General features: G+C 72.3%; 13 protein-coding genes. 11 read left to right on the top strand and 2 right to left on the bottom strand.

Annotated features, from left to right (window positions below):
- Positions 1-111: 111 nt before the first annotated feature.
- The 8 genes from FHX82_RS19775 to FHX82_RS19810 all read left to right on the top strand — a co-directional run bounded on the left by FHX82_RS19775 (position 112) and on the right by FHX82_RS19810 (position 9,124).
- Positions 112-1,365, top strand: coding sequence for a glutamate-cysteine ligase family protein (locus FHX82_RS19775; RefSeq protein ID WP_229880632.1), 1,254 nt, complete (start codon positions 112-114; stop codon positions 1,363-1,365).
- On the top strand, positions 1,362-2,717 hold the full coding sequence (gene egtB, locus FHX82_RS19780; RefSeq protein ID WP_145937882.1) for an ergothioneine biosynthesis protein EgtB: 1,356 nt from the start codon (positions 1,362-1,364) through the stop codon (positions 2,715-2,717). The genes FHX82_RS19775 and egtB overlap by 4 nt, the downstream gene beginning before the upstream one ends.
- The gene (gene egtC / locus FHX82_RS19785; protein WP_145937881.1) at positions 2,710-3,468 is read left to right on the top strand and encodes an ergothioneine biosynthesis protein EgtC; all 759 of its coding nucleotides are present in this window, start codon (positions 2,710-2,712) and stop codon (positions 3,466-3,468) included. The genes egtB and egtC overlap by 8 nt, the downstream gene beginning before the upstream one ends.
- Positions 3,465-4,445 carry an L-histidine N(alpha)-methyltransferase gene (gene egtD / locus FHX82_RS19790; protein ID WP_145937880.1) on the top strand — a complete coding sequence of 327 codons (981 nt, stop codon included), beginning with the start codon at positions 3,465-3,467 and terminating at the stop codon, positions 4,443-4,445. The genes egtC and egtD overlap by 4 nt, the downstream gene beginning before the upstream one ends.
- Positions 4,446-4,508: 63 nt before the next feature.
- The gene (locus FHX82_RS19795; protein WP_145937897.1) at positions 4,509-4,925 is read left to right on the top strand and encodes a nitroreductase family deazaflavin-dependent oxidoreductase; all 417 of its coding nucleotides are present in this window, start codon (positions 4,509-4,511) and stop codon (positions 4,923-4,925) included.
- Positions 4,926-5,082: 157 nt separating this feature from the next.
- Positions 5,083-6,249 (top strand): EfeM/EfeO family lipoprotein, encoded by a 1,167-nt coding sequence (locus tag FHX82_RS19800; RefSeq protein ID WP_229880633.1) that lies wholly within the window; start codon positions 5,083-5,085, stop codon positions 6,247-6,249.
- On the top strand, positions 6,246-7,457 hold the full coding sequence (efeB, locus tag FHX82_RS19805; RefSeq protein WP_145937879.1) for an iron uptake transporter deferrochelatase/peroxidase subunit: 1,212 nt from the start codon (positions 6,246-6,248) through the stop codon (positions 7,455-7,457). Before FHX82_RS19800 ends, efeB begins: the two co-directional genes overlap by 4 nt.
- Before the next feature lie 41 nt (positions 7,458-7,498).
- Entirely contained in the window at positions 7,499-9,124 is a 1,626-nt protein-coding gene (locus tag FHX82_RS19810; RefSeq protein ID WP_145937878.1) for a phospholipase C, read from the top strand.
- A gap of 78 nt (positions 9,125-9,202) precedes the next feature.
- On the opposite strand, the gene FHX82_RS19815 is transcribed toward FHX82_RS19810, so the two are convergent.
- Positions 9,203-9,604 (bottom strand): peptidase inhibitor family I36 protein, encoded by a 402-nt coding sequence (locus FHX82_RS19815; protein WP_145937877.1) that lies wholly within the window; start codon positions 9,602-9,604, stop codon positions 9,203-9,205.
- A gap of 196 nt (positions 9,605-9,800) precedes the next feature.
- Between FHX82_RS19815 and FHX82_RS19820 the strand changes: the two genes are divergently transcribed.
- The gene (locus FHX82_RS19820) at positions 9,801-10,772 is read left to right on the top strand and encodes an ArsR/SmtB family transcription factor (RefSeq protein WP_145937876.1); all 972 of its coding nucleotides are present in this window, start codon (positions 9,801-9,803) and stop codon (positions 10,770-10,772) included.
- An 83-nt stretch (positions 10,773-10,855) separates the two neighbouring features.
- Here FHX82_RS19820 and FHX82_RS19825 read toward each other — a convergent pair whose 3' ends face one another.
- Positions 10,856-12,523, bottom strand: coding sequence for a DUF6924 domain-containing protein (locus FHX82_RS19825; protein ID WP_308431562.1), 1,668 nt, complete (start codon positions 12,521-12,523; stop codon positions 10,856-10,858).
- On the opposite strand from FHX82_RS19825, the gene FHX82_RS19830 reads away from it, so the two are divergent.
- Together FHX82_RS19830 and FHX82_RS19835 are read left to right on the top strand one after the other, a co-directional pair.
- The gene (locus tag FHX82_RS19830; protein ID WP_145937874.1) at positions 12,517-19,584 is read left to right on the top strand and encodes a type I polyketide synthase; all 7,068 of its coding nucleotides are present in this window, start codon (positions 12,517-12,519) and stop codon (positions 19,582-19,584) included. The two genes, FHX82_RS19825 and FHX82_RS19830, sit on opposite strands and share 7 nt — an antisense overlap.
- On the top strand, positions 19,581-20,519 hold the full coding sequence (locus tag FHX82_RS19835) for an LLM class F420-dependent oxidoreductase (RefSeq protein WP_145937873.1): 939 nt from the start codon (positions 19,581-19,583) through the stop codon (positions 20,517-20,519). Before FHX82_RS19830 ends, FHX82_RS19835 begins: the two co-directional genes overlap by 4 nt.
- Positions 20,520-20,521 lie beyond the last annotated feature (2 nt).

Here is a 20,521-nt window from a genome sequence, read left to right on the forward strand (position 1 = left end):
TCTTACGCAATCCGTACGTACGTACTGTGGCCCTTCGCGGGCACCTGAAATTGTCGTACCACCCGTGTAGCGTCCGGAACCAGTGCTCCTCCTGACGGAAACAGGTGTGACATGACAACGGTTCGCCACGTTCCGGGGTCCGCTCCCGGCGCCTGCGGGATGTCCGCGAAGGTCATCTCCGACCGCGCCGCCGGCGAGGGCTACGTCGCGTCGGTGTGCTTCAAGCACGGCCCTCCGAGACTGCTCGGGGTCGAGCTGGAGTACACCGTGCACTACGCCGGCGACCCCGCCAGACCCCTGCGGGCTGCTGACCTCGCCCGCGCGCTCGGGCCGCACGCCCCGCGCACCCTCGTCCCCGACAGTCCCGCCGAGCCACTGCCCGCCGGTTCCCCGCTCACCCTCGAACCGGGCGGCCAGGTGGAGATCTCGGCCCCGCCACAGAATTCCCTGCCAGAGCTCGAGCGCGTCGTCTCCGCCGATCTGGCCTTCCTGACCGATCTCCTCGCCCGCGCGGGTTTCACCCTCGGCGAAACGGCGATCGACCCCTACCGCTCCCCGCGACGGCTGCTGACCACGCAGCGTTACGCCGCGATGGAGCGCCGCTTCGCGCCGCTGGGTCCCGGCGGCCTCACCATGATGTGCAGCACGGCGGGGCTGCAGGTCTGCGTGGACAGCGGCGAGCGCGAAGGGATCGCGGCGCGCTGGGCCGCGGTGCACGCGCTCGGCCCGCCGCTGCTGGCCCTGTTCGCCAACTCCCCGCGGCACGCGGGGCGGGACACGGGCCTGGCGTCCGCGCGCTGGCAGGCGGTGCTCGACACCGAGCGCGCCCGCACGTTCGCCGGGCCGGTGACGCCCGACCCGGCGGCGGCGTGGGCGAGCAGGCTCATGGACACGCCGCTGATGCTGGTGCGGCGCGCCGAAGGGCCGTGGGACGCGCCGCCGCGGCTCACCTTCGCCGACTGGGTCGCCGGGCGCGGCGCGGCCGGGCTGCTCGGCCCGCCCACCACCGACGACCTTGACTACCACGTCACCACGATGTTCACGCCCGTGCGGCCGCACGGCTACCTGGAGGTGCGCTACCTCGACGCGCAGCCGAAGGACCGGTGGCTGCACCCGGTGGCGCTGCTGACCGCACTGCTGGCCCGCTCGTCCACTGTGGACAAATTGCTGGCGGTGTGCGAGCCCGTCGCGGACGCGTGGGAGCGCGCGGCGCGGGCCGGGCTGGGAGACGGCGAAATCGCCGCGGTGGCGGCGAAAATGGCGGACCTGGGCTGCGCGGCGCTGCCGGCCACGGGCCTGCCGCAGGAAACGATCGACGAGATCAGCGACGGCGTGCAGCGTCTCGTGCACGCCGGAAGGGGATGAGCGACGTGACCGAGTTCCTGACCGAAACACCGAGCGCCTTCCGCGACGAGAACGCCGAAAGCCTGCGCGAGCACGCCGCGCGTGCGCTCGGCCGGGCACGGGAGCGCAGCACCGCGCTCACCGGCGCGGTGGACGACGAAGACCTGGTGCGCCAGCACTCGAAGCTGATGTCACCGCTGGTGTGGGACCTCGCCCACATCGGCAGCCAGGAGGAGCTGTGGCTCGTCCGCGACGTCGGCGGGCGCGAACCGCTGCGGCCGGACATCGACGACCTGTACGACGCCTTCCAGCACCCGCGGGCCGACCGGCCGGCGCTGCCGCTGCTCGGCCCCGCCGAGGCCCGCCGGTACGTGGGCGAGGTGCGGGCGAAGGCGTTCGAGGTGCTGGAGAAGGCGCCGCTGACCGGGCGCAGGCTCACCGAGGCCGGGTTCGCGTTCGGCATGATCACCCAGCACGAGCAGCAGCACGACGAGACGATGCTGGCCACCCACCAGCTGCGCCAGGGCGAGCCGGTGCTGCACGCCCCCGCGGCGCCGGGCCGCCGCACCGGCCCATTGCCCGCCGAGGTCCTCGTGCCGGGCGGCCCGTTCCTGATGGGCACCAGCGTCGAACCGTGGGCGCTGGACAACGAGCGCCCGGCGCACGAGGTGGACGTCGAGGCGTTCTTCCTCGACACCACGCCGGTCACCAACGGGCAGTACGCGGAGTTCTTCGACTCCGGCGGCTACGACCAGCGGCAGTGGTGGAGCGACGCGGGCTGGGAGTACCGGACCACGCACGACATCACCGCGCCCCGGTTCTGGTACCGGCAGCAGGACGGCTGGTGGCGCAGGCGGTTCGGGGTGCACGAACGCGTGCCGGCCGAGCAGCCCGTGGTGCACGTGTCGTTCCACGAGGCCGAGGCGTACGCGGCGTGGGCGGGCAAGCGGCTGCCCACCGAACGGGAGTGGGAGAAGGCGGCGCGGTTCGACCCGGCCACCGGCCGGTCCCGGCGCTACCCGTGGGGCGACGAGGACCCGGGGCCGGAGCACGCCAACCTCGGGCAGGCGCACCTGAGCCCCGCCGCCGTCGGCGCGTACCCGGCGGGTGCGTCGCCGCTGGGCGTGCACCAGCTGATCGGCGACGTGTGGGAGTGGACGAGCAGCGACTTCTCGGGCTATCCCGGGTTCGCCGCGTTCCCGTACCGCGAGTACTCGGAGGTGTTCTTCGGCCCGGAGTACAAGGTGCTGCGCGGTGGCTCGTTCGGCACCGACACGGCGGCGGTCCGCGGCACGTTCCGCAACTGGGACTACCCGATCCGGCGGCAGATCTTCTCCGGGTTCCGCTGCGCCAGGGACGCCCGGGGTGTGTAGGCACCTGGCGTACGTCGGGCCGCCCGTCGCGCCCGCGGAGCTGGTGTTCGGCGCGCCGCATTCGCTGCTGCACCAGTCGTACGCGCCGGACGACATGCGGGGCGGCGGCACGGTGAACGCCGACGGCTTCGGCCTGGCGTGGTACGCCGATGGCGCGCCCGTGCGGTACCGGCGGGCGAGCCCGATCTGGGCCGACCACGACGCGCCCGTGCTCGCCGCGTCGGTGCGCTCGGGCGCGTTCGTGGCCGCGGTGCGCAACGGCACCGCCGGCATGCCGGCGGCCGAAAGCGCGTGCGCGCCGTTCGTCGATGGGCCCTGGGCGTTCAGCCACAACGGCCGCGTTCCCGGCTGGCCCGGCTCCCTCGCCGGGCTCGCGGGGAAGCTGCCGGTCACCGAGCTGCTCACCCTCGAAGCGCCGACGGACTCGGCCGTGCTGTGGGCGTTGCTGCGGGAGCGGCTGCGGGCCGGGGAGCACCCGGCGGAGGCCGTCTTCGACCTCGTCCGCCGCACCGAGCAGGCCGCGCCCGGCTCGCGGCTCAACCTGCTGCTGACCGACGGCGAAACCCTGGTGGCCACCGCGTGGACCCATTCGCTGTCCTACCGCGTGCGCGGCGACGCGGTGGTGGTCGCCTCCGAACCCACCGATCCGGGGCCGGGCTGGAGCCCGGTGCCCGAAGGCCACGCCGTCGTCGCGCGCCGCGGCTCGGCCGACCTCGTACCCCTCGACGCTGATCGGAGTACCCGTCCATGAGCGAACCCGAGCTCGAAGTGCACCGGCACCCCGCCGACCTCACCGAGGCGCTGCGCACCGACGTCCGGTCCGGCTTCTCGGCGGCGCAGAAGTGGTTGCCGCCCAAGTGGTTCTACGACGCGCGCGGCAGCGAGCTGTTCGAGGAGATCACCGCGCTGCCGGAGTACTACCCGACCCGCGCCGAGCGCGAGGTGCTGGCGCGGGAGGCGGGCGAGATCGCCCGCGTCACCGGGGCCCGCACGCTCGTCGAGCTGGGCTCGGGGTCGAGCGAGAAGACCCGCCTGCTGCTCGACGGCCTGCGCGGGCACGGCACGCTGGAGACGTTCGTGCCGCAGGACGTCTCCGCGTCGGCGCTGGCCGAGGCGGTCGCGGCGATCCGGGCCGGCTACCCGGGGCTGGCGGTGCGCGGGGTGGTCGGTGACTTCACCGAGGACCTCGGGCTGCTGCCCGGGGAGCCGCCGCGCGTGGTGGCGTTCCTCGGCGGGACGATCGGCAACTTCTCCCCGGCCGAGCGCGGCAAGTTCCTCCGCTCGGTGCGCGCCGTGCTGGCCGAGGGGGAGTGGCTGCTGCTGGGCACCGACCTGGTCAAGGATCCGGGGACGCTGGTCCGCGCGTACGACGACGCGGCGGGCGTGACCGCGGAGTTCAACCGCAACATGCTCCGCGTGGTCAACGACCTGCTCGGCGCGGACTTCGACCCGGCCCGCTTCGCGCACGAGGCGTACTGGGACCCGGAGCACGAGTGGATCGAGATGCGGTTGCGGGCCACCGAGGAGCAGACCGTGCGCATCCCGGGCGCGGGGCTGACGGTGTCCTTCGCCGAGGGCGAGTACATCCGCACGGAGATCTCCGCGAAGTTCCGGGCCGCCGGCGTGGCGGCCGAGCTGGCGGAGAGCGGGTTCGCCGTGGAGCGCTGGTGGACCGACGCCGAGCGCCGGTTCGGGGTGTCCCTGTCCAGGGCGGTTCGGGAGGAATGATCGAATAGCCTGGTGAACCCGTTACCCCGTATCGCACTCTGGCTCGCGTCCCAGCCCTGGTTCATGCGCGCGGCGAAGTTCGTCCCGCCGCTCGACAAGCGCCTGCACCGGCTGACCGGGGGGCGCGTGTCGCTGCTCGGGATCGCGGGCCTGCCGTCGATGCGCCTGACCACCACCGGGCGCAAGAGCGGGCTGGAGCGCACGGTCAACCTGCTCTACTTCCCGCGTGGCGACCAGTTCGTGCTGATCGGCTCCAACTGGGGCAAGCCGCGTGACCCGGACTGGGCGCACAACCTGCGGGCCCAGCCGAAGGCGCTGGTCGAGGTGCGGCGGAAGAAGGTGCCGGTGCTCGCGACGGAGGTGACGGGCGAGCGGTACGCCGCGTTGTGGCGGGAGGTGCTGGAGTTCTGGCCGGGATACGCGATGGAGCGTTCGGTCGCGGGCCGGGAACTGCCGCTGTTCGTGCTCGACCGCCGCTGATCCCGGCCGCCCCGTATATCCGATTTGAGCCTGAATGGGAGGAAACCGAGGTGAACTCTCGTTGAACCTCGCGCGGAAACCCCCGGCAGGGGCGTGAAAGTCCCCGCCAACGCTTACGCTCCGTTCGGCAATCATCCGTTCGAGCGATAGGAGCAGGGTGTCGCGCTGGCTCACGGGCGTGGTGCTCGCCGCCGTGGTGGTGGTCGTCGGGGGAGTGGTGTTCCTCGCCTGGCAGGGCACTCCCGCGGCCGAACCCGGCGATCCGATGATCACCGTCTCGCGATCGTCCTGCGGCGAAGGCTGGACCGACCCGAAGCCGGGCATCCAGTCCTTCCGGCTGCACAACACCGGTTCCGTCACCGCCGAGGCCGACCTGGTCGACCCCGCGACCGGCACCGTCTTCGGTGAGGTCGAGGGCATCGGCCCGGGCACCACCCGCACGCTGCAGGTCACCCTCGGCAACGGCGTCTACGCCTTCCGGTGCACGCCCGAGGAGACCGACCCCATCACCGGCCCCAGCGTCACCATCACCGGCGGCGACGAGCGCTCCGGCCCGGCCGTCGTGCCGGTCTCCCGCAACGACCTCCTCGCCCCGCTGCGCGACTACCAGACCTACGTCACCGCGGGCGTCGACACGCTCTCCACCCAGGCCGACGCGCTGCGCGACGCCGTGCACGGCGGGAACCGCGCCGCGAGCGAGGCCGCCTGGCTCACCGCGCACCTGACGTACGAACGCCTCGGCGCCGCGTACGACGCCTTCGGCGACTCCGACGGCGCGATCAACGGCACCACCGACGGCCTGCCCGGCGGCACCGCCGACGAGGGCTTCACCGGCTTCCACCGGCTGGAATACGGCCTGTGGCACAACGAGGACCTCGGCGCGCTCGCCGCGGTGGCCGACCAGCTCGACGCCGACGTGCACCAGCTGCGCACCGACCTGCCCCGCCTGCAGGTCGACCCGAACGACCTGGGCCTGCGTGCCCACGAGATCCTGGAGAACACCCTGCAGTTCGAACTCACCGGCCGCACCGACTACGGCAGCGGCACCAACCTCGCCACCGCGCTGGCCAACCTGGACGGCACGCGCGAGGTGCTGACCGTGTTGCGGCCCCTGCTGACGTCCCGGATCCAGATGTCCGATGTGGACAGCTGGGTGGACCGCACCGACCAGGCCCTCCGCTCCGCGCAGCGGCCCGACGGCGGCTGGACGCCCGTCACCCAGCTCACGCGTGAGCAGCACGAGAAGATCGACGGCGCGGTCGGCGGGCTGGTCGAACGCCTCGCCCCGATCGCGGCCATCACCGAGCCGAGGCGGGTCCCGTGACCGCGAACCGCCGGACCTTCCTGCGTGGCGCCGTGCTCGGCGCCGGGGTGACCGCCGCCGCGGCGGGCACGGGCGTTGCCGTCGCCGCTGCCACCACCGCCACCACTGCCGGCACCGGGGAGTCCCTGCCCTTCCACGGCACGCACCAGGCCGGGATCCTGCGTTTCCCGGCGCCCCAGTCGATCGTGGCGTCCTTCGACGTGATCGCCGGGAACCGGGCGGAGCTCACCGACCTGCTGCGCGCCGTCACCGACCGGGCCCGCTTCCTGACCACCGGCGGCTCGCCGACCGCCGTCGGGATCACCGCGCCCCCGGCCGACTCCGGTGTGCTCGGCCCCACCGTTCCGGCGGGCGACCTCACCGTCACCCTCGGCGTGGGGGCGTCGCTGTTCGACGACCGTTACGGCCTCGCCGACCGGAAACCCGCGAAGCTCACGCAGATGCGGATGTTCCCCAACGACGCGCTCGACGAGGCCCAGTGCCACGGCGACCTCAGCCTGACACTCGCCGCCAGTGACTCGGACACCGTCGTGCACGCGCTGCGCGACATCGCCCGCGCGACCCGCGGCGCGATGCAACTGCGCTGGCGCATCAACGGGTTCAGCTCGCGCCCGCGCCCGGAAGGCACGCCCCGCAACCTGATGGGCTTCAAGGACGGCACGGTCAACCCGGCGGCGGACGAGCTCGACCGGCTCGTGTGGGTGTCCGGCGGCGGCGAGCCCGCGTGGACCACCGGCGGCAGCTACCAGGTGATCCGGCTGATCCGCATGCTCGTCGAGTTCTGGGACCGCGTCTCGCTCTCCGAGCAGGAGAACATGTTCGGCCGCCGCCGCGACAGCGGGGCGCCGCTCGACGGCGCGGCCGAGACCGACCTGCCGAACTACGCCGACGACCCGACCGGCACGGTCATCCCGCTCACCAGCCACATGCGGCTGGCCAACCCGCGCACGCCGGAGACCGACTCCAGCCGCATCCTGCGCCGGGCGTGCAACTACGACCGGGGCGTCGACAGCAACGGCAACCTCGACATGGGCCTGATCTTCACCTGCTACCAGCAGGACATCGCCCGGCAGTTCGAGGCCGTCCAAACGCGACTGATCGACGAGCCGCTGACCGACTACATCTCGCCGTTCGGCGGCGGCTACTTCTTCGCACTGCCCGGCGTGACCGGGCCCACCGACTTCTTCGGCCGGGCCTTGCTGGCCTGACCGGGGAGAACCCGTTCCCACCCATCCAGCAGGAGGACACTGTGGACAGAGCTCCCGGGCGCTGGCGCCGAAAGCGAGTGCTGTTCGGCGCCGGTGCGCTGGTGACCGCGGCCGGTGTGGCCGTCGCCGTCACCACCGCGGTCGGCGGCGCCGACGCGCAGCCGCTGCAGGCGCAGCACGCCGACTGGCTCCACACCGCCACCCCGATCAAGCACGTCGTGGTGATCTTCGGCGAGAACATCTCGTTCGACCACTACTTCGGCACCTACCCCAACGCGGCCAACACCGACGGCACGCCGTTCACCGCCGCGAAGAACACCCCGAAGGTCAACGGGCTGACGCAGCAGCTGCTCACCGACAACCCGAACGCCTACGACCCGAAGCGGCTGGCGCCGAGCCAGGCGCTGACGTGCGACCAGAACCACAACTACGGCGCCGAGCAGAAGGCGTTCGACGGCGGCAAGATGGACAAGTTCGTCGAGAACACCGAGACGGACAAGTGCACCGGGCAGCCGATCCTGTTCGGCGAGCCGGGCCTGGTGATGGACTACTACGACGGCAACACCGTCACCGGCATGTGGAACTACGCCCAGCACTACGCGCTGAACGACAACTCGTTCAACACCACGTTCGGGCCCTCCACCCCGGGCGCGATCAACCTGATCTCCGGGCAGACGCACGGGATCCAGGCCGTCGACCCGGTGACGCACCAGCCGGTCAGCGACTCCTACGTGGTGGCCTCGCCCGACAAGAAGGGCGTCGGCACGGTCATCAACGACCCGGACCCGGCGTTCGACGACTGCTCGGACAAGAACCACACCGCCACCGACAACCTGGGTGTCATGCAGGGCACCAACGTCGGTGACCTGCTCAACTCCCGCCACGTCACGTGGGGCTGGTTCCAGGGCGGCTTCCGCCCGACCGGCACCGCCAACGGCTACGCGGTCTGCGGCGCCAAGCACGCCAACATCGGCGGCATCTCCGCGGTCGACTACAGCCCGCACCACGAGCCGTTCCAGTACTACAAGTCGACGGCGAACGAGAAGCACCTGCCGCCGAGCTCGGTGGCCGCGATCGGGCAGACCGACCAGGCCAACCACCAGTACGACCTGACCGACTTCGACGCCGCCCTGCAGGCCGGGAACATGCCCGCGGTGAGCTTCCTCAAGGCGCCGGAGTACCAGGACGGGCACGCGGGCTACTCCGACCCGCTGGACGAGCAGCAGTTCGTGGTGAGCGAGATCGACAAGATCCAGCACTCGAAGGACTGGGCGTCCACCGCGATCGTGCTGGCCTACGACGACTCCGACGGCTGGTACGACCACCAGGCGTCGAAGATCGTCAACGGCTCGAAGGACGCGTCGCAGGACTCGGCGGTGTGCACGAGCACGAAGTCGCAGCTGGCCGGTGAAGCCGACCGCTGCGGTTACGGCCCGCGCCTGCCGCTGCTGGTGGTCTCGCCGTTCGCGAAGACCAACTTCGTCGACCACACCCAGACGGACCAGACCTCGGTGCTGCAGTTCATCGAGGACAACTGGCTCACCGGCCGCGTCGGCGGCGGCTCGTTCGACACCCGCGCCGGCGGGCTGTGGAACATGCTCGACTTCTTCGGCCACCGTGCCCCCGCGGTGCAGCTGGACCCGAAGACGGGCGCCGTCGTGCGCTGAGTTCCGCCACGAACCGACACGGTGGGGCCGCGCGAATCCCCTGCTTTCGCGCGGCCCCGTTCCGTGTCCGGCGGACGGCTAGGAAGCGCAGGCGGTGTTGCTGCTGTAGAACGACGAGATCTTGTCGTTCATCGAGTAGCTCCGCAGGTCGCTGATCGAACTGTGCGGATGCAGGCACACGTGTGGCTCGCCACCGTAGGAGTTCGCGTAGAAGCGGACGTAGTAGTTGCTGTTGTTGGTGATGGAACTCGCCTTGTCGTTCGCGCCGACGTCGCTGATGTTGCCGTCGCTGGAGTCGTTCGGCCAAGTCCAGGGCTGGCCGCCGTAGCCGATGTCGGGGTAGAGGCAGATGCGGGTGTTGCCGCAGGCGATGACGTCGGGGGTGGCTCCGGTGGCCGGACCCGCGGCGGCCACCAGTGCCCCTGCCGCGCCGAGAGCCGCGATCCCGGTCGCGAGCACCCGAAGGTTCCTGTTGCGCATGGGACGATCCTTTCCGCTCCGGCCCACCGTCCTTCGGCGGCCGCGTGGAAGCCACGGTCCCGCCACCTCGAACGAGGCACCACCTGTTTCGGGCTGTCCCGAAAGCCCCGGGAAAAGAAGTCACAGCGATTTCACAGGTGCGGTCGTTGATGCCGATCACGCGGCGGTGCCACACTTTCCCCATTGGGGGCGGCGGATGCTCAGAATCCATTTCACCGGTGACGATCTCGCCCGCGTCCGGGTGCTGCGGGAACCGGACCCGATGTGGGAACTGGTCCTGAGCCTGCACGTGCTGCAGCGCAAGGACGTCCCGCCCTGGCTGGACCAGTGGCAAGCCCGGCTGCTCGCGTTGTCCGCCGATTCCCCGGTCCGCGCCGCGATCAGGTTCCTGGCGCCGCTGAACCCGGCCTCGAAGTACTTCCCCGATTTCCTTACTCCCGCGCCGTCCGGGGGAAGCCCGGACACGGTGATCGACGACGTGCTGCACACCCCGGCCGCGCGGATGCGGCGGGAACTGGCCATCCTGTCGGCCCATCGGCCCCTGCCGCCGTGGACCACGCAGCTCGCGCGGGGAAAGGCCGATCTCGTCCGTGCGCTGGGAAAGGCACTGCGGACCTACCGCGAGACCGCGCTGGCTCCGTGGGCGGGTTCGCTGCGCGCCGCGGTCGACGCCGATCGCGCCGTGCGGGCACGAGCTTTCCTGGAGAACGGCGTGGACGGGCTGCTGGCCAGCTTGCGTCCCACCCTGACCTGGGAGCCGCCGGTGCTGTGGGCGGACTACCCCGTCGAGCAGACCGTGCACCTCGACGACCGTGGCCTCGTCCTGATCCCCTCGTTCTTCTGCCTGCGCCGTCCTGTCACCTGCGCCGATCCGGCGCTGGCGCCCGTGCTCGTCTACCCGGTCGCGCACGATCCCGCCGTGCTCGGGCGCGACCAAGGCCGGACGCTCGGCAGGTTGCTGGGCCGGACCCGTGCCGCGGTGCTGGAACTCGCCGAAGCGGGGGCGACGACCGGTGAGCTGGCCCGGCTGGCCCGGATTTCCCCCGCTTCCGCCAGTGAGCACGTGGGCGTCCTGCGCGCGGCCGGGCTCGTGGCGAGCCGCCGGGACGCGAACTCGGTCCTGCACACCGTGACCCCGCTCGGGGCCCGGCTGCTGCAAGGCTCCTAGCACGAGCGACGCTCGTCTTCGTCTTACCCCAGCGGATACCTGCCCGCCGCGGGTGCGGCGCGAATTCCCGGGGCGAGCGGTGCTCAGTCCGCGAACGACGCGCGGAGCACTCCGTCGGGGTCGGTGGACTCGCTGAAGTCCTCCCAGTCCATGTTGGCGATCGAGAGCTGGGTCTCGACGTCCACCAGCGCGTGCGGGGTCGCGCGGAAGGTCCGTGGCCGGTCGTGGTCCGGGCCGACCTCGATGACGAGCACGGGGTGCTCAGGCGAGGCGAGGGTCACCGCGTCCACGACGAAGACGAGGTCGTGGTCGGTGCGCGACAGCAGCGCGGCGAGGTCTCCGGCGGTCCAGCCGTCGAACTCGGGCCGGGCGACGAGGGTGGCGCCGAGGACGACCTCGCCGTCCCAGTACCCCTGGGGCGCCGTGATGTCGCTCCAGGCCGCTTCCCACGCCTGCGGATCGGAGAAGTCGGTGCGCACGATCGGCGTGGACGCGGCGCTGCGCAACGCCTCGAAGGCGGCGGATGTCCACACGGGAGGGTCGGAGTCCGCCGGCGCGGCGGACGGTGGAGTCCGCAGTCCCCGGTAGGCGACGGGGAAGTGGCCCGCGCGCTGGCGGTGGCCGGTGAAGCCGGCGGTGCCGGCGAGGAACCGGACGGCCGCCAGCTGCAGGTGCGGGGACCCGTTGTTGCCGGTGATGTCGAGGCGGTAGTGGTCGCAGGCGGCGGGGTCGGCGATCCGGTACGTCCTGGACTGGTGCCGGCCGGGGAAGGACTGGCCGGTGCGGGAGTCCAGCGCGTGCCACCGGTGCCCGTCCGCCGAACCACGCAGCGTCCACGCCGCGGGGTCACGGTCGGGAGCGTCGTTGCCGGAGGTGAGGACGTACCGCTCCACCACGACCGGCCGCGGCAGCCGGAACTCCAGCGCCGCGCGAGGGTACGGGGCGAACCACTTGCTGTGCGTCCCGTCGACGAGGTTCGCCGCGACCTCGCCCATCTCGGGGTGGTCGGCGGTCGCCCACACCGAGGTCACCAGGTCCGTGACGTCCGCGCTGCCGGACGGGCTTTCCGAGCGCAGGGCCAGCGAGCAGGCGCCGCCGGTGCCGTCGCGCCAGGCCACCCACCGCAGCGGTTCCCCGGACCCGTCGTCGACCAGCAAGCGCAGGCGGCCCGGGGTCTCCTCGAACTCCGTGTCGAACTCGTACCCGCCGCGGGGCTCGTCCTCGCCGCTGAGCTCGCCGCGGACCTCCGCCACCGCACCGGTGGGCAGGGAGCGGTGGCCGTAACAGGTGGCCAGATCGGGCGAAAAGCCGAGCGAGGTCTGGGCGCCGTCGGCCGTGCCCCACGACAGGTGCTCCGGCGCCACGCGCGCACCATCGTCCAAGTGTACCAGCAACGGATGCCCCGGCCGCCACCCGGTCTCGTCGCCCGTACGCCAGAACATGCGGAAGGTCAGCACAGGATGCGAGGCTAGTGCCGGTGGCGTCCGATCGGGCAGAAGTTGCCCGGGCACGCCAGAAAATCTGCCTCGGATTCCGGTTCCCGGTGACTTGGGCGGCCTCGTGGCACGACCAGTCCACATCGGACCCACGGATGCGGTCTGTCTGAACCACACCCCGCGATGGAATTTCGGGCATGGCTTTCCGGTCGAGCGCACCAACCCCATTGACCGGCTCACGGGCCCAACCCAGGCTGGAGAGGTCCGGACCACACCGGACCTGCACTGTCTAGGAGCTGTAGCCCCCCATGTCATCTTCCGGGCTTTCGCACGCTGTCTCCCGTTCGACCGGTTCCCCCGAGGCCGAACCCGTCGCGATCGTCGGCATCGGGTGCCGGTACCCCGGCGGCGTGGCGGACCTGCGCGGGTTCTGGGAGATGCTCGAAGCGGGCACCGACGCGATCACCGACATCCCCGAAGACCGCTGGCGCACCACCGACTACTTCGACGCCGACAAGGCGACTCCCGGCCGGATGTTCGTGCGGCAGGGCGGATTCCTGCACACGCCGGTGGACGAGTTCGACGCCGGGTTCTTCGGCATGTCGCCGCGCGAGGCCGCTGCGCTCGACCCGCAGCAGCGGCTGCTGCTGGAGGTCACCTGGGAATCGCTGGAGGACGCGGGAATTCCGCCGAGCTCGACCGCGTCCGCGAACGTCGGCGTCTTCGTCGGCGGCTTCACGTTCGACGCGGCGACCCTGCAGCTGTCCGAGTCGAACCAGCACCTGGTCAGCTCGGCCACGCCGACGGGCGTGAGCATGACGATGCTGGCGGCGCGGTTGTCCTACGCGTTCGACTGGCGTGGCCCGGCGTTCACCGTGGACACCGCGTGCTCGTCCTCTTTGGTGGCACTGCACCAGGCGTGCACCGCCCTCGCGCTCGGCGACTGCGACCTCGCGGTGGCCGGCGGCGTGAACGTGATGGTGAACCCGGTCACCAGTATCCTGATGTCCAAGGGGCAGTTCCTCTCGCCCGACGCCCGCTGCAAGTCGTTCGACCACCGCGCCAACGGTTACGCGCGCGGCGAAGGCGCCGGAATCCTCGTGCTGAAGCCACTTTCGGCCGCGCTGCGGGACGGCGACCGCATCCACTCCGTCATCCGGGGCACCGCGGTGAACCAGGACGGGCGCACGCCCGGCATCACCGTGCCGAGGGTGGAGTCGCAGCGGACGCTGATCGAGCGCGCCTGCCAGGTCGGTGGCGTGGAACCGGCTTCGGTCGGCTACTTCGAGGCACACGGAACCGGGACCGCGGCGGGAGATCCGGTCGAGGCGACCGCGATCGGCGAGGTGCTCGGCGACTCGGGCGACACCCACTGGATGGGGTCGGTCAAGTCCAACTTCGGGCACACCGAGGCCGCGGCCGGGGTAGCCGGCGTGATCAAGGCGACGATGTGCCTGCAGCGCGGGGAGATCCCGCCGAACCTGCACTTCGAGAAGCCCAACCCGCGGATTCCCTTCGACCGCCTGCCCATCCGCGTGCCCACCGAGATGGTTCCGTTCCCGGAGCGGAACGAGCCGCGGCGGGCGGGCGTCAACTCCTTCGGTTTCGGCGGCACCAACGCGCACGCCATCCTCGAACAGGCCCCGGCCGCCGAGCCCGCGGCCGACGAGGTGGACGACGGCCGTCCGGTGCTCCTGCCGCTGTCGGCGCGGAGCCAGGACGCGTTGCAGTCGCTTGTGGACAGTTACGCGACTCTGCTGGAGAGCCCGGACGCCCCGGCGCTGCGCAGGATCGCCCGTGCTGCCTCGCGGCAGCGCGACCACCATCCGATGAGGACGTTCGTCGTCGCCGGGAACAACGAGGAGGCCGCGGAGAAGCTGCGGAACCTCACCCTCGCCCCGGCCCGGACCACACCGCCGCCGGTCGCGTTCGTCTACACCGGAATGGGTCCCCAGTGGTGGGGCATGGGCCGCGAGCTGCTGGAGACCGAGCCGCGCTTCGCGGAGTTCGTCGCCGCGTGCGACGAGGTGCTCGCGCGGCACGGACTGTCCATTGCGGACGAACTGCGTCGCGACGAGAACGAGTCGCGGCTGACGAGCACGCTGTACGCGCAGCTCGCGAACTTCGTCGTGCAGGCCGGGCTCACCGCGCTGTGGCGGGACTGGGGAATCGAACCCGCGGTGATCGTGGGGCACAGCGTGGGCGAGGTCGCCGCGTTCCACGCGGCCGGCGTGTACTCGCTCGAAGACGCGCTCACCGTGAGCTTCCACCGGGCGAGCCTGCAGGCCCGCACCGCCGGGCGCGGCGGGATGGCGGCGGTCGACCTGCCCGCGGCCGAGGTGACGCCCCACCTCGTCGACGGCGTGACCGTCGCCGCGGTCAACAGCACGTACGCGACCACCATCGCCGGTGACTCCGACGGGCTGGCGGTGGTGAGCGAGGCGCTGACCGCGGCGGGCGCGTCGGTGAAGCAGCTGCGCGTCGAGGTGGCCTACCACAGCCCGCAGATGGACGAGATCCACGAGCCGCTGCTCGCCGCGCTGGCGGGGATCCGCCCGCGCCGCGCGAAGGTCCCGCTGGTCTCGACGGTGACCGGGGACTTCGTCGACGGCTCCGAGCTCGACGCGGAGTACTGGTGGGGCAACGTGCGGCAGCCGGTGCGGTTCGCCGACGCGTTCCACAAGGTGCTCACCCGCAACGTCGGCGCCGTGCTGGAGGTGGGGCCGCACCCCGTGCTGGCCTCCGCCATCGACGAGGCGCTGGCCGGCCGCCCGGCCGCCGTTGCCCGGTTCACCTCGCTGCGCCGCGACCGGCCGCAGCGCGAGCAGCTCGCGGAAAGCCTGGGCGGGCTGTACGAGGCGGGCGCCGACCCGGCGTGGGACCGCGTGCACCCCGGTCCGCGCGAACACCTCGACCTGCCCCACTACCCGTGGCACCGCGAACGCCACTGGATCGAGTCGGCATCCTCCCGCCAGCGGCGGCTGGGGCACGACGGCCTGCGGCTGGGCGGCCGGGCCGTCTCGTCCGTCGCCCCGATCCGGGACGTCGAGCTGTCCGCGTCCGCGTTCCCGTACCTCGGCGACCACAAGGTCGGCGAGTCCGTGGTCTTCCCCGGCTCCGGCTACCTCGAAGCCGCGCTCGCGGCCTTCCCGGAGGACGAGCCGTGCGTCCTCGCCGACGTCGTCTTCCACCGGCCGCTCGCGCTCCCGCCGTCGTCGGTCACGACGCTGCGCATCGGGCACGACCCGGCGCGGCAGCTGGTCACCCTGCACAGCCGGGTCCAGCCCGACGACACCACCTGGACGCTGCACGCCGAACTCCGCCGCGCCCACGTCGTCAAGGCTCGCGCCGAGGCGCCCCGGACCGAGACCCTCGACGAGCTCACCGAAGGGCTGCCGGAGCTCGGCCACGACGACGTGTACGAGCGCCTGGGCGGCACCGGGCTGAACTACGGGCCCGCGTTCCGCGTCGTGCGGCGGCTGTGGTGGCGGACGGAGACACGCGAGGTCTTCGGCGAGCTGCGGCTCGACACCGTCGAACAGGACGGCCACCGGCTGCACCCGGTGCTCCTCGACGGCGCGCTGCAGGCCGCCATCACGGGCGCGCACCTGCTCGGCGGCGAGGTGCAGCCCGGCACCTACGTGCCCGCCCGCATCGACGCGCTCCGGTTCTTCCGGTCCCCGGGCACCCGGCTGTGGATCCACGGCCGGGGCCGGGAAGCCACCGGGCCGGGCACCATCGAATGCGACCTGACCCTCGTCACCGACGACGGCGAGGTGGTCGCGCGGGTCGAGGGCCTGCGGGCCAGCAAGCTCGCCGAGGCCGAGGAGCAGCGGGCGAACCTGCGCTACGAGCACGTCTGGCAGCAGGAACCACTGGACCGGGTCGCCGGGGCCGAAGGCCGCTGGATCGTCGTCGGCGCCTCGGCGACGGCGGACGACCTGGCACGCGGACTGTCCGAACTGGACGGTGAGGTCGTCCGCACCGCCACCGCCGACGACCGCTGGCTCGACCAGGTCCTCGCCGCCGTGGCCGGCGCGGAGAACTGCCGCGGCGTGGTCTACGTCGAGGGTGCGCAGCACGAGGGTGCGCCGTCGTGCAGCCCGGTCGCGGCGCCGCTGCGGCTGGTCCAGGAGCTGCCCGCCGACGCCGGCCGCCTGTTCCTCGTCACCGCGGGCGCGCAGAGCGTCTCCGCCGACGACCCGACCACCGCACCTGCGGCCGCGTCGCTGTGGGGCTTCGGCCGCGTCGTCACCGCCGAACGGCCCGAGCTGCACTGCCGGCTGATCGACGTCAGCCCGGACGACCCGGCGGCCGGCACCCAGGACAAGGTTCTCGACGCCCTGCTCACCGAGCTCGTCCAGGACGGCGCCGACGAGGTCGCGCTGCGCACCGACGGCCGGTACGTCCGGCGGTTCGCGCACGCCGGGGAGGGTTCCGACCTCGACCACGTCCGCACCCGGACCGACCTCACGCCGGTGCGCCTGCGGCAGGCCGGGGGAGCGGGGTCCGAGCTCGGCTTCGTCGCGACCACCCGCCGGGAGCCCGGGCCGGGCGAGGTCGAGATCGAGGTCTCGCACGTCGGCGTGAACTTCAAGGATGTGCTCAAGCAGACCGGGTTGATCTCGCCGCACGCCATCGAAGGCAGCCACTCGGGCGAGACGCTCGGGCTGGAGTGCTCCGGCACCGTCGTCGCCGTCGGTGCGGAGGTCACCGACCTGGCCGTCGGGGACGAGGTGTTCGCGCACAGCCGGGACCTGTTCGTCTCGCACGTGACGCTGGAAGCGGTCCGTGTGGTGCGCAAGCCGGCGACGCTGTCCGGCGCCGAGGCCGCGTCGCTGCTGCCCGTGGTCACCGCGCACCTGTCCCTGGTGCGGCTCGCGAACGTCCGTCCCGGCGAGCGCGTGCTGATCCACTCGGCCGCCGGTGGCGTCGGCCTGGCCGCGGCGCGGATCGCGAAGTGGCTCGGCGCCGAGGTGTTCGTCACCGCGGGCAGCGAGCCGCGGCGGGAGCTCCTGCGCCAGGAGGGTTTCACCCGCATCGCCGACTCGCGGTCCACGTCGTTCGCCGACGACATCCTGGAGTGGACCGGCGGCGAGGGCGTCGACGTCGTCGTCAACTCCCTGCCCGCCGACATGATCGACCACAGCCTCCGTGCGATGGCCACGTTCGGGCGGTTCGTCGAGCTGGGCAAGCCCGGTGACGTCGCGGACCACGCGGTCCGGCTCGCCTCGGCACGCCGGGCGCTGTCGTTCCACTCCTTCGACTACGACCAGATGATGGCGCTGCGGCCCGAAGACGTCCGCGCGAGCATGCGGGCCGTCGCGCAGCTGCACGAGCAGAACGCGATCGCCCCCCTGCCGTGCCGGGAGTTCCCGGCCGACGAGATCGGCGAAGCGTTCCGCGTGATGGCGCGCCCCGAGCACCACGGCAAGATCGTGGTCCGGATGGCGGCCGAACCGGTGCGGGTCCCGGCGGAGTCGCTGCCCGGCTCCCCGGTCCGGCCGGACGTCACATACCTCATCACCGGCGGTCTCGGCGGCCTCGGCCGGACGGTCGCGCGCTGGCTGGCCGACAACGGCGCCCGGTACGTGGCGCTCGTCGGCCGCAACGGCGTCACCTCGTCCGCCGCGGCGCAGGACGTGGCCGAGCTGACCGCGCGCGGGGTGCAGGTGCGGGTCCTCAAGGCCGACGTCAGCGACCGCGAACAGGTCCGCTCGATGCTGGCGCGGGTGCGTGCCTTCCTGCCGCCGCTGGGCGGGATCGTGCACGGCGCGGCCGACTTCGACGACGCGATCCTCTCCGACATGGACGCGGCCCGGCTCGTCGGCGCCACCCGGCCGAAGGCGGACGGCGCCTGGTACCTGCACCAGGAGACCCTGGGCGACCAGCTGGACTTCTTCGTGCTGTTCTCCTCGGTCGCGGCGCAGCTCGGCGCGCTCGGGGCGGGCGCGTACGCGACGGCGAACGAGTTCCTCAACGGACTGGCGCGCTACCGGCGCGGGCAGGGACTTCCCGCCACCGCCATCGGCTGGGGGATGATCGACGACGTGGGCGTGGCGGTGAGCCGCGAGGGCTACGTCGGCAACGTCCTGCGCCGCAACGGTCACCTCGGCATGGCGCCCGCGCGGCTCGTCGCCGAGCTGGGGACGCTGCTGCGCACCCGGCCGGCCGAGGTGTCGGTCGCCGACATCGACTGGCCGCGGTGGACCCGCGCCAACCGGCAGCTGGCGGCGCTGCCGAAGTTCCGCGCCGTGGTGCCGGAAGGCGCCGCGGACGGGGAAGGCGACTTCGGCGGCGAGGAAACGGTCGGCAAGCGGCTGCGGGACGCGAGCCCGGCCGAGCGCGCCGCGCTGCTGCCCGCCCTGGTGACCCCGCTGCTGCAGCGGACCACCGGGCTGAGCGAACAGCAGCTCGGCGAGCAGCAGGCGGTGGACGTCGACTCGCTGACCGCGGTCGAGCTGCGCGTCCTGCTCCAGAAGCAGCTCGGCGTCGCCGTGCCGGCGGCGCGGCTGCAGCGCAGCCTGTCCGTCGACGTGCTCGCCGGCCTGCTCGCCGAGGAGCTCGACCGGGCGCAGCCCGAGGACGGCGAGCCGGCCGACCGCATCACGGTCCACGAGATCACCTCGGACGACGGCACGGTGGTCTACGGCCACCTCAGCCTCCCGGCGGGTCCCGGACCGCACCCGGCGGTGGTCGTGTGCATGCCGGGCCACGGTGGGGTGCTCGACTCCAGGGGCGAGTACCGGCACACCAGCGAGCACGCGCCGCTGACCGCGGCCGGTTTCGCGGTCCTGTCGGTCGACCAGCGGGGCGCGCCCGGGCACGGGCCCGAGTTCCGCGCGATGGCCCAGATGGGGGGCGGCGACATCGACGACGTGGTGGCGGCCACCCGTTACCTCGCCGGGCTGCCCGACATCGACGAGTCGCGGATCCACATCCTGGGCACCAGCCGCGGCGCGTACTCCGCGCTCCTGGCGGTGGAACGAGCGCCCGGGCTGTGGCGGCGCGCCGCGTTGCTGATGGGCGTCTACGACCCGGTCGGGTTCGTGCTGGCCGACCAGGAACGGCCAGACTCGCTGCTGCCGAAGACCGATCCCGCGGAGGTCGAAAGGTACTTCAGCGCACCGGAGCGGCGGCCGCTGGCCGCGCTCGGCGACGTCACCACACCCCTGCTCATCGTGCACGGCGACGCCGACCCGGTGATCCCGCCGGCCGAGTCCGAGGAGCTGGCCGCCCGGATGCGCGAGGAGGGGCTGCCCGCCGAGCTGGTCACCGTGCCGGGCCTGACGCACGACCCCGACCACGAGGACGCGGTGTGGGCCGAGTTGTGGCCGCGGATCACCGGCTTCCTCCAGGACGGCGGCGCGCGATGAGGTACAGCATCTTCCTGCCCACGGGGTTCGCCCAGGAGTTCGCGGGCTTCAGCGACCCGATGGTGGCGTTCGCCAGGGTCGTGGAGCTCGCGAAGATGGCCGATGACGCCGGCTACCACGCGCTGCTCGCGCCCGACCACCTCACCACCGTGCGGCCGTCGAACCACCTGGTGTTCGAGGCGTGGACGCTGATCACCGCGCTGGCACGGGAAACCACGAACGTGCGGGTGGGGCACCTGGTCACCGCCAACGGCTACCGGAACCCGGCGCTGCAGGCGAAGATGGCGTCCACAGTGGACGTCCTTTCCGGAGGGCGGCTGGAGTTCGGCATCGGCGCGGGCTGGCTGGAGCCCGACCACGTGCAGTACGGCTACGACTACGGCACCACCGGCGAGCGGCTGCGCAGGCTCGAAGAGGCGCTCCAGGTGATCCGTGCACTGTGGACGGAGCAGAAAGCCGAGTTCGCCGGGCAGTACTACCGGGTGCAGGGCGCGGTCAACGAGCCGAAGGGCGTGCAGCGCCCGCACATCCCCCTGATGATCGCCGGCTCCGGCGAGAAGCGGACGCTGCGGCTGGTGGCGCAGTACGGCGACGCCTGCAACATCATGGACTCCGCTGAGGTGGCGAAGCACAAGTTCGCCGTCCTGCGGGACCACTGCGAGGACGTCGGCCGCGACTACGGCACCATCAGGCGCACCGTCACGACGCCCTGCATCATCCGGGACACCGACGCCGACGCGCGGGCGCTGATCCCGCTGGCGTCGAAGTTCGTGTTCCCCGGCGACGTGGGAGCGTACGGGCTGGTCGGCACCCTGGACACGGTCAAGCGGCGCATCGCGGAGTTCGAGGAGGCCGGGGTGCAGGAACTGGTCGTCTACTTCGAGGACCCGACCAGCGTGACGCAGGTCGCCGAGTTCGCGCGGCTCTTCGTCTGACA

The organism is Amycolatopsis bartoniae (assembly GCF_014191255.1).
Classification (GTDB): Bacteria; Actinomycetota; Actinomycetes; order Mycobacteriales; family Pseudonocardiaceae; genus Amycolatopsis_E; species Amycolatopsis_E bartoniae.

What these genes read in the sequence shown, in the direction of transcription:
- egtD (WP_145937880.1), top strand. Translation starts at nt 3,465, where the DNA reads ATGAGCGAACCCGAGCTCGAAGTGCACCGGCACCCCGCCGACCTCACC.
- egtB (WP_145937882.1), top strand. Translation starts at nt 1,362, where the DNA reads ATGAGCGACGTGACCGAGTTCCTGACCGAAACACCGAGCGCCTTCCGC.
- FHX82_RS19820 (WP_145937876.1), top strand. Translation starts at nt 9,801, where the DNA reads ATGCTCAGAATCCATTTCACCGGTGACGATCTCGCCCGCGTCCGGGTG.
- FHX82_RS19795 (WP_145937897.1), top strand. Translation starts at nt 4,509, where the DNA reads ATGCGCGCGGCGAAGTTCGTCCCGCCGCTCGACAAGCGCCTGCACCGG.
- FHX82_RS19815 (WP_145937877.1), bottom strand. Translation starts at nt 9,604, where the DNA reads ATGCGCAACAGGAACCTTCGGGTGCTCGCGACCGGGATCGCGGCTCTC.
- FHX82_RS19775 (WP_229880632.1), top strand. Translation starts at nt 112, where the DNA reads ATGACAACGGTTCGCCACGTTCCGGGGTCCGCTCCCGGCGCCTGCGGG.
- FHX82_RS19825 (WP_308431562.1), bottom strand. Translation starts at nt 12,523, where the DNA reads ATGACATGGGGGGCTACAGCTCCTAGACAGTGCAGGTCCGGTGTGGTC.
- FHX82_RS19835 (WP_145937873.1), top strand. Translation starts at nt 19,581, where the DNA reads ATGAGGTACAGCATCTTCCTGCCCACGGGGTTCGCCCAGGAGTTCGCG.
- FHX82_RS19830 (WP_145937874.1), top strand. Translation starts at nt 12,517, where the DNA reads ATGTCATCTTCCGGGCTTTCGCACGCTGTCTCCCGTTCGACCGGTTCC.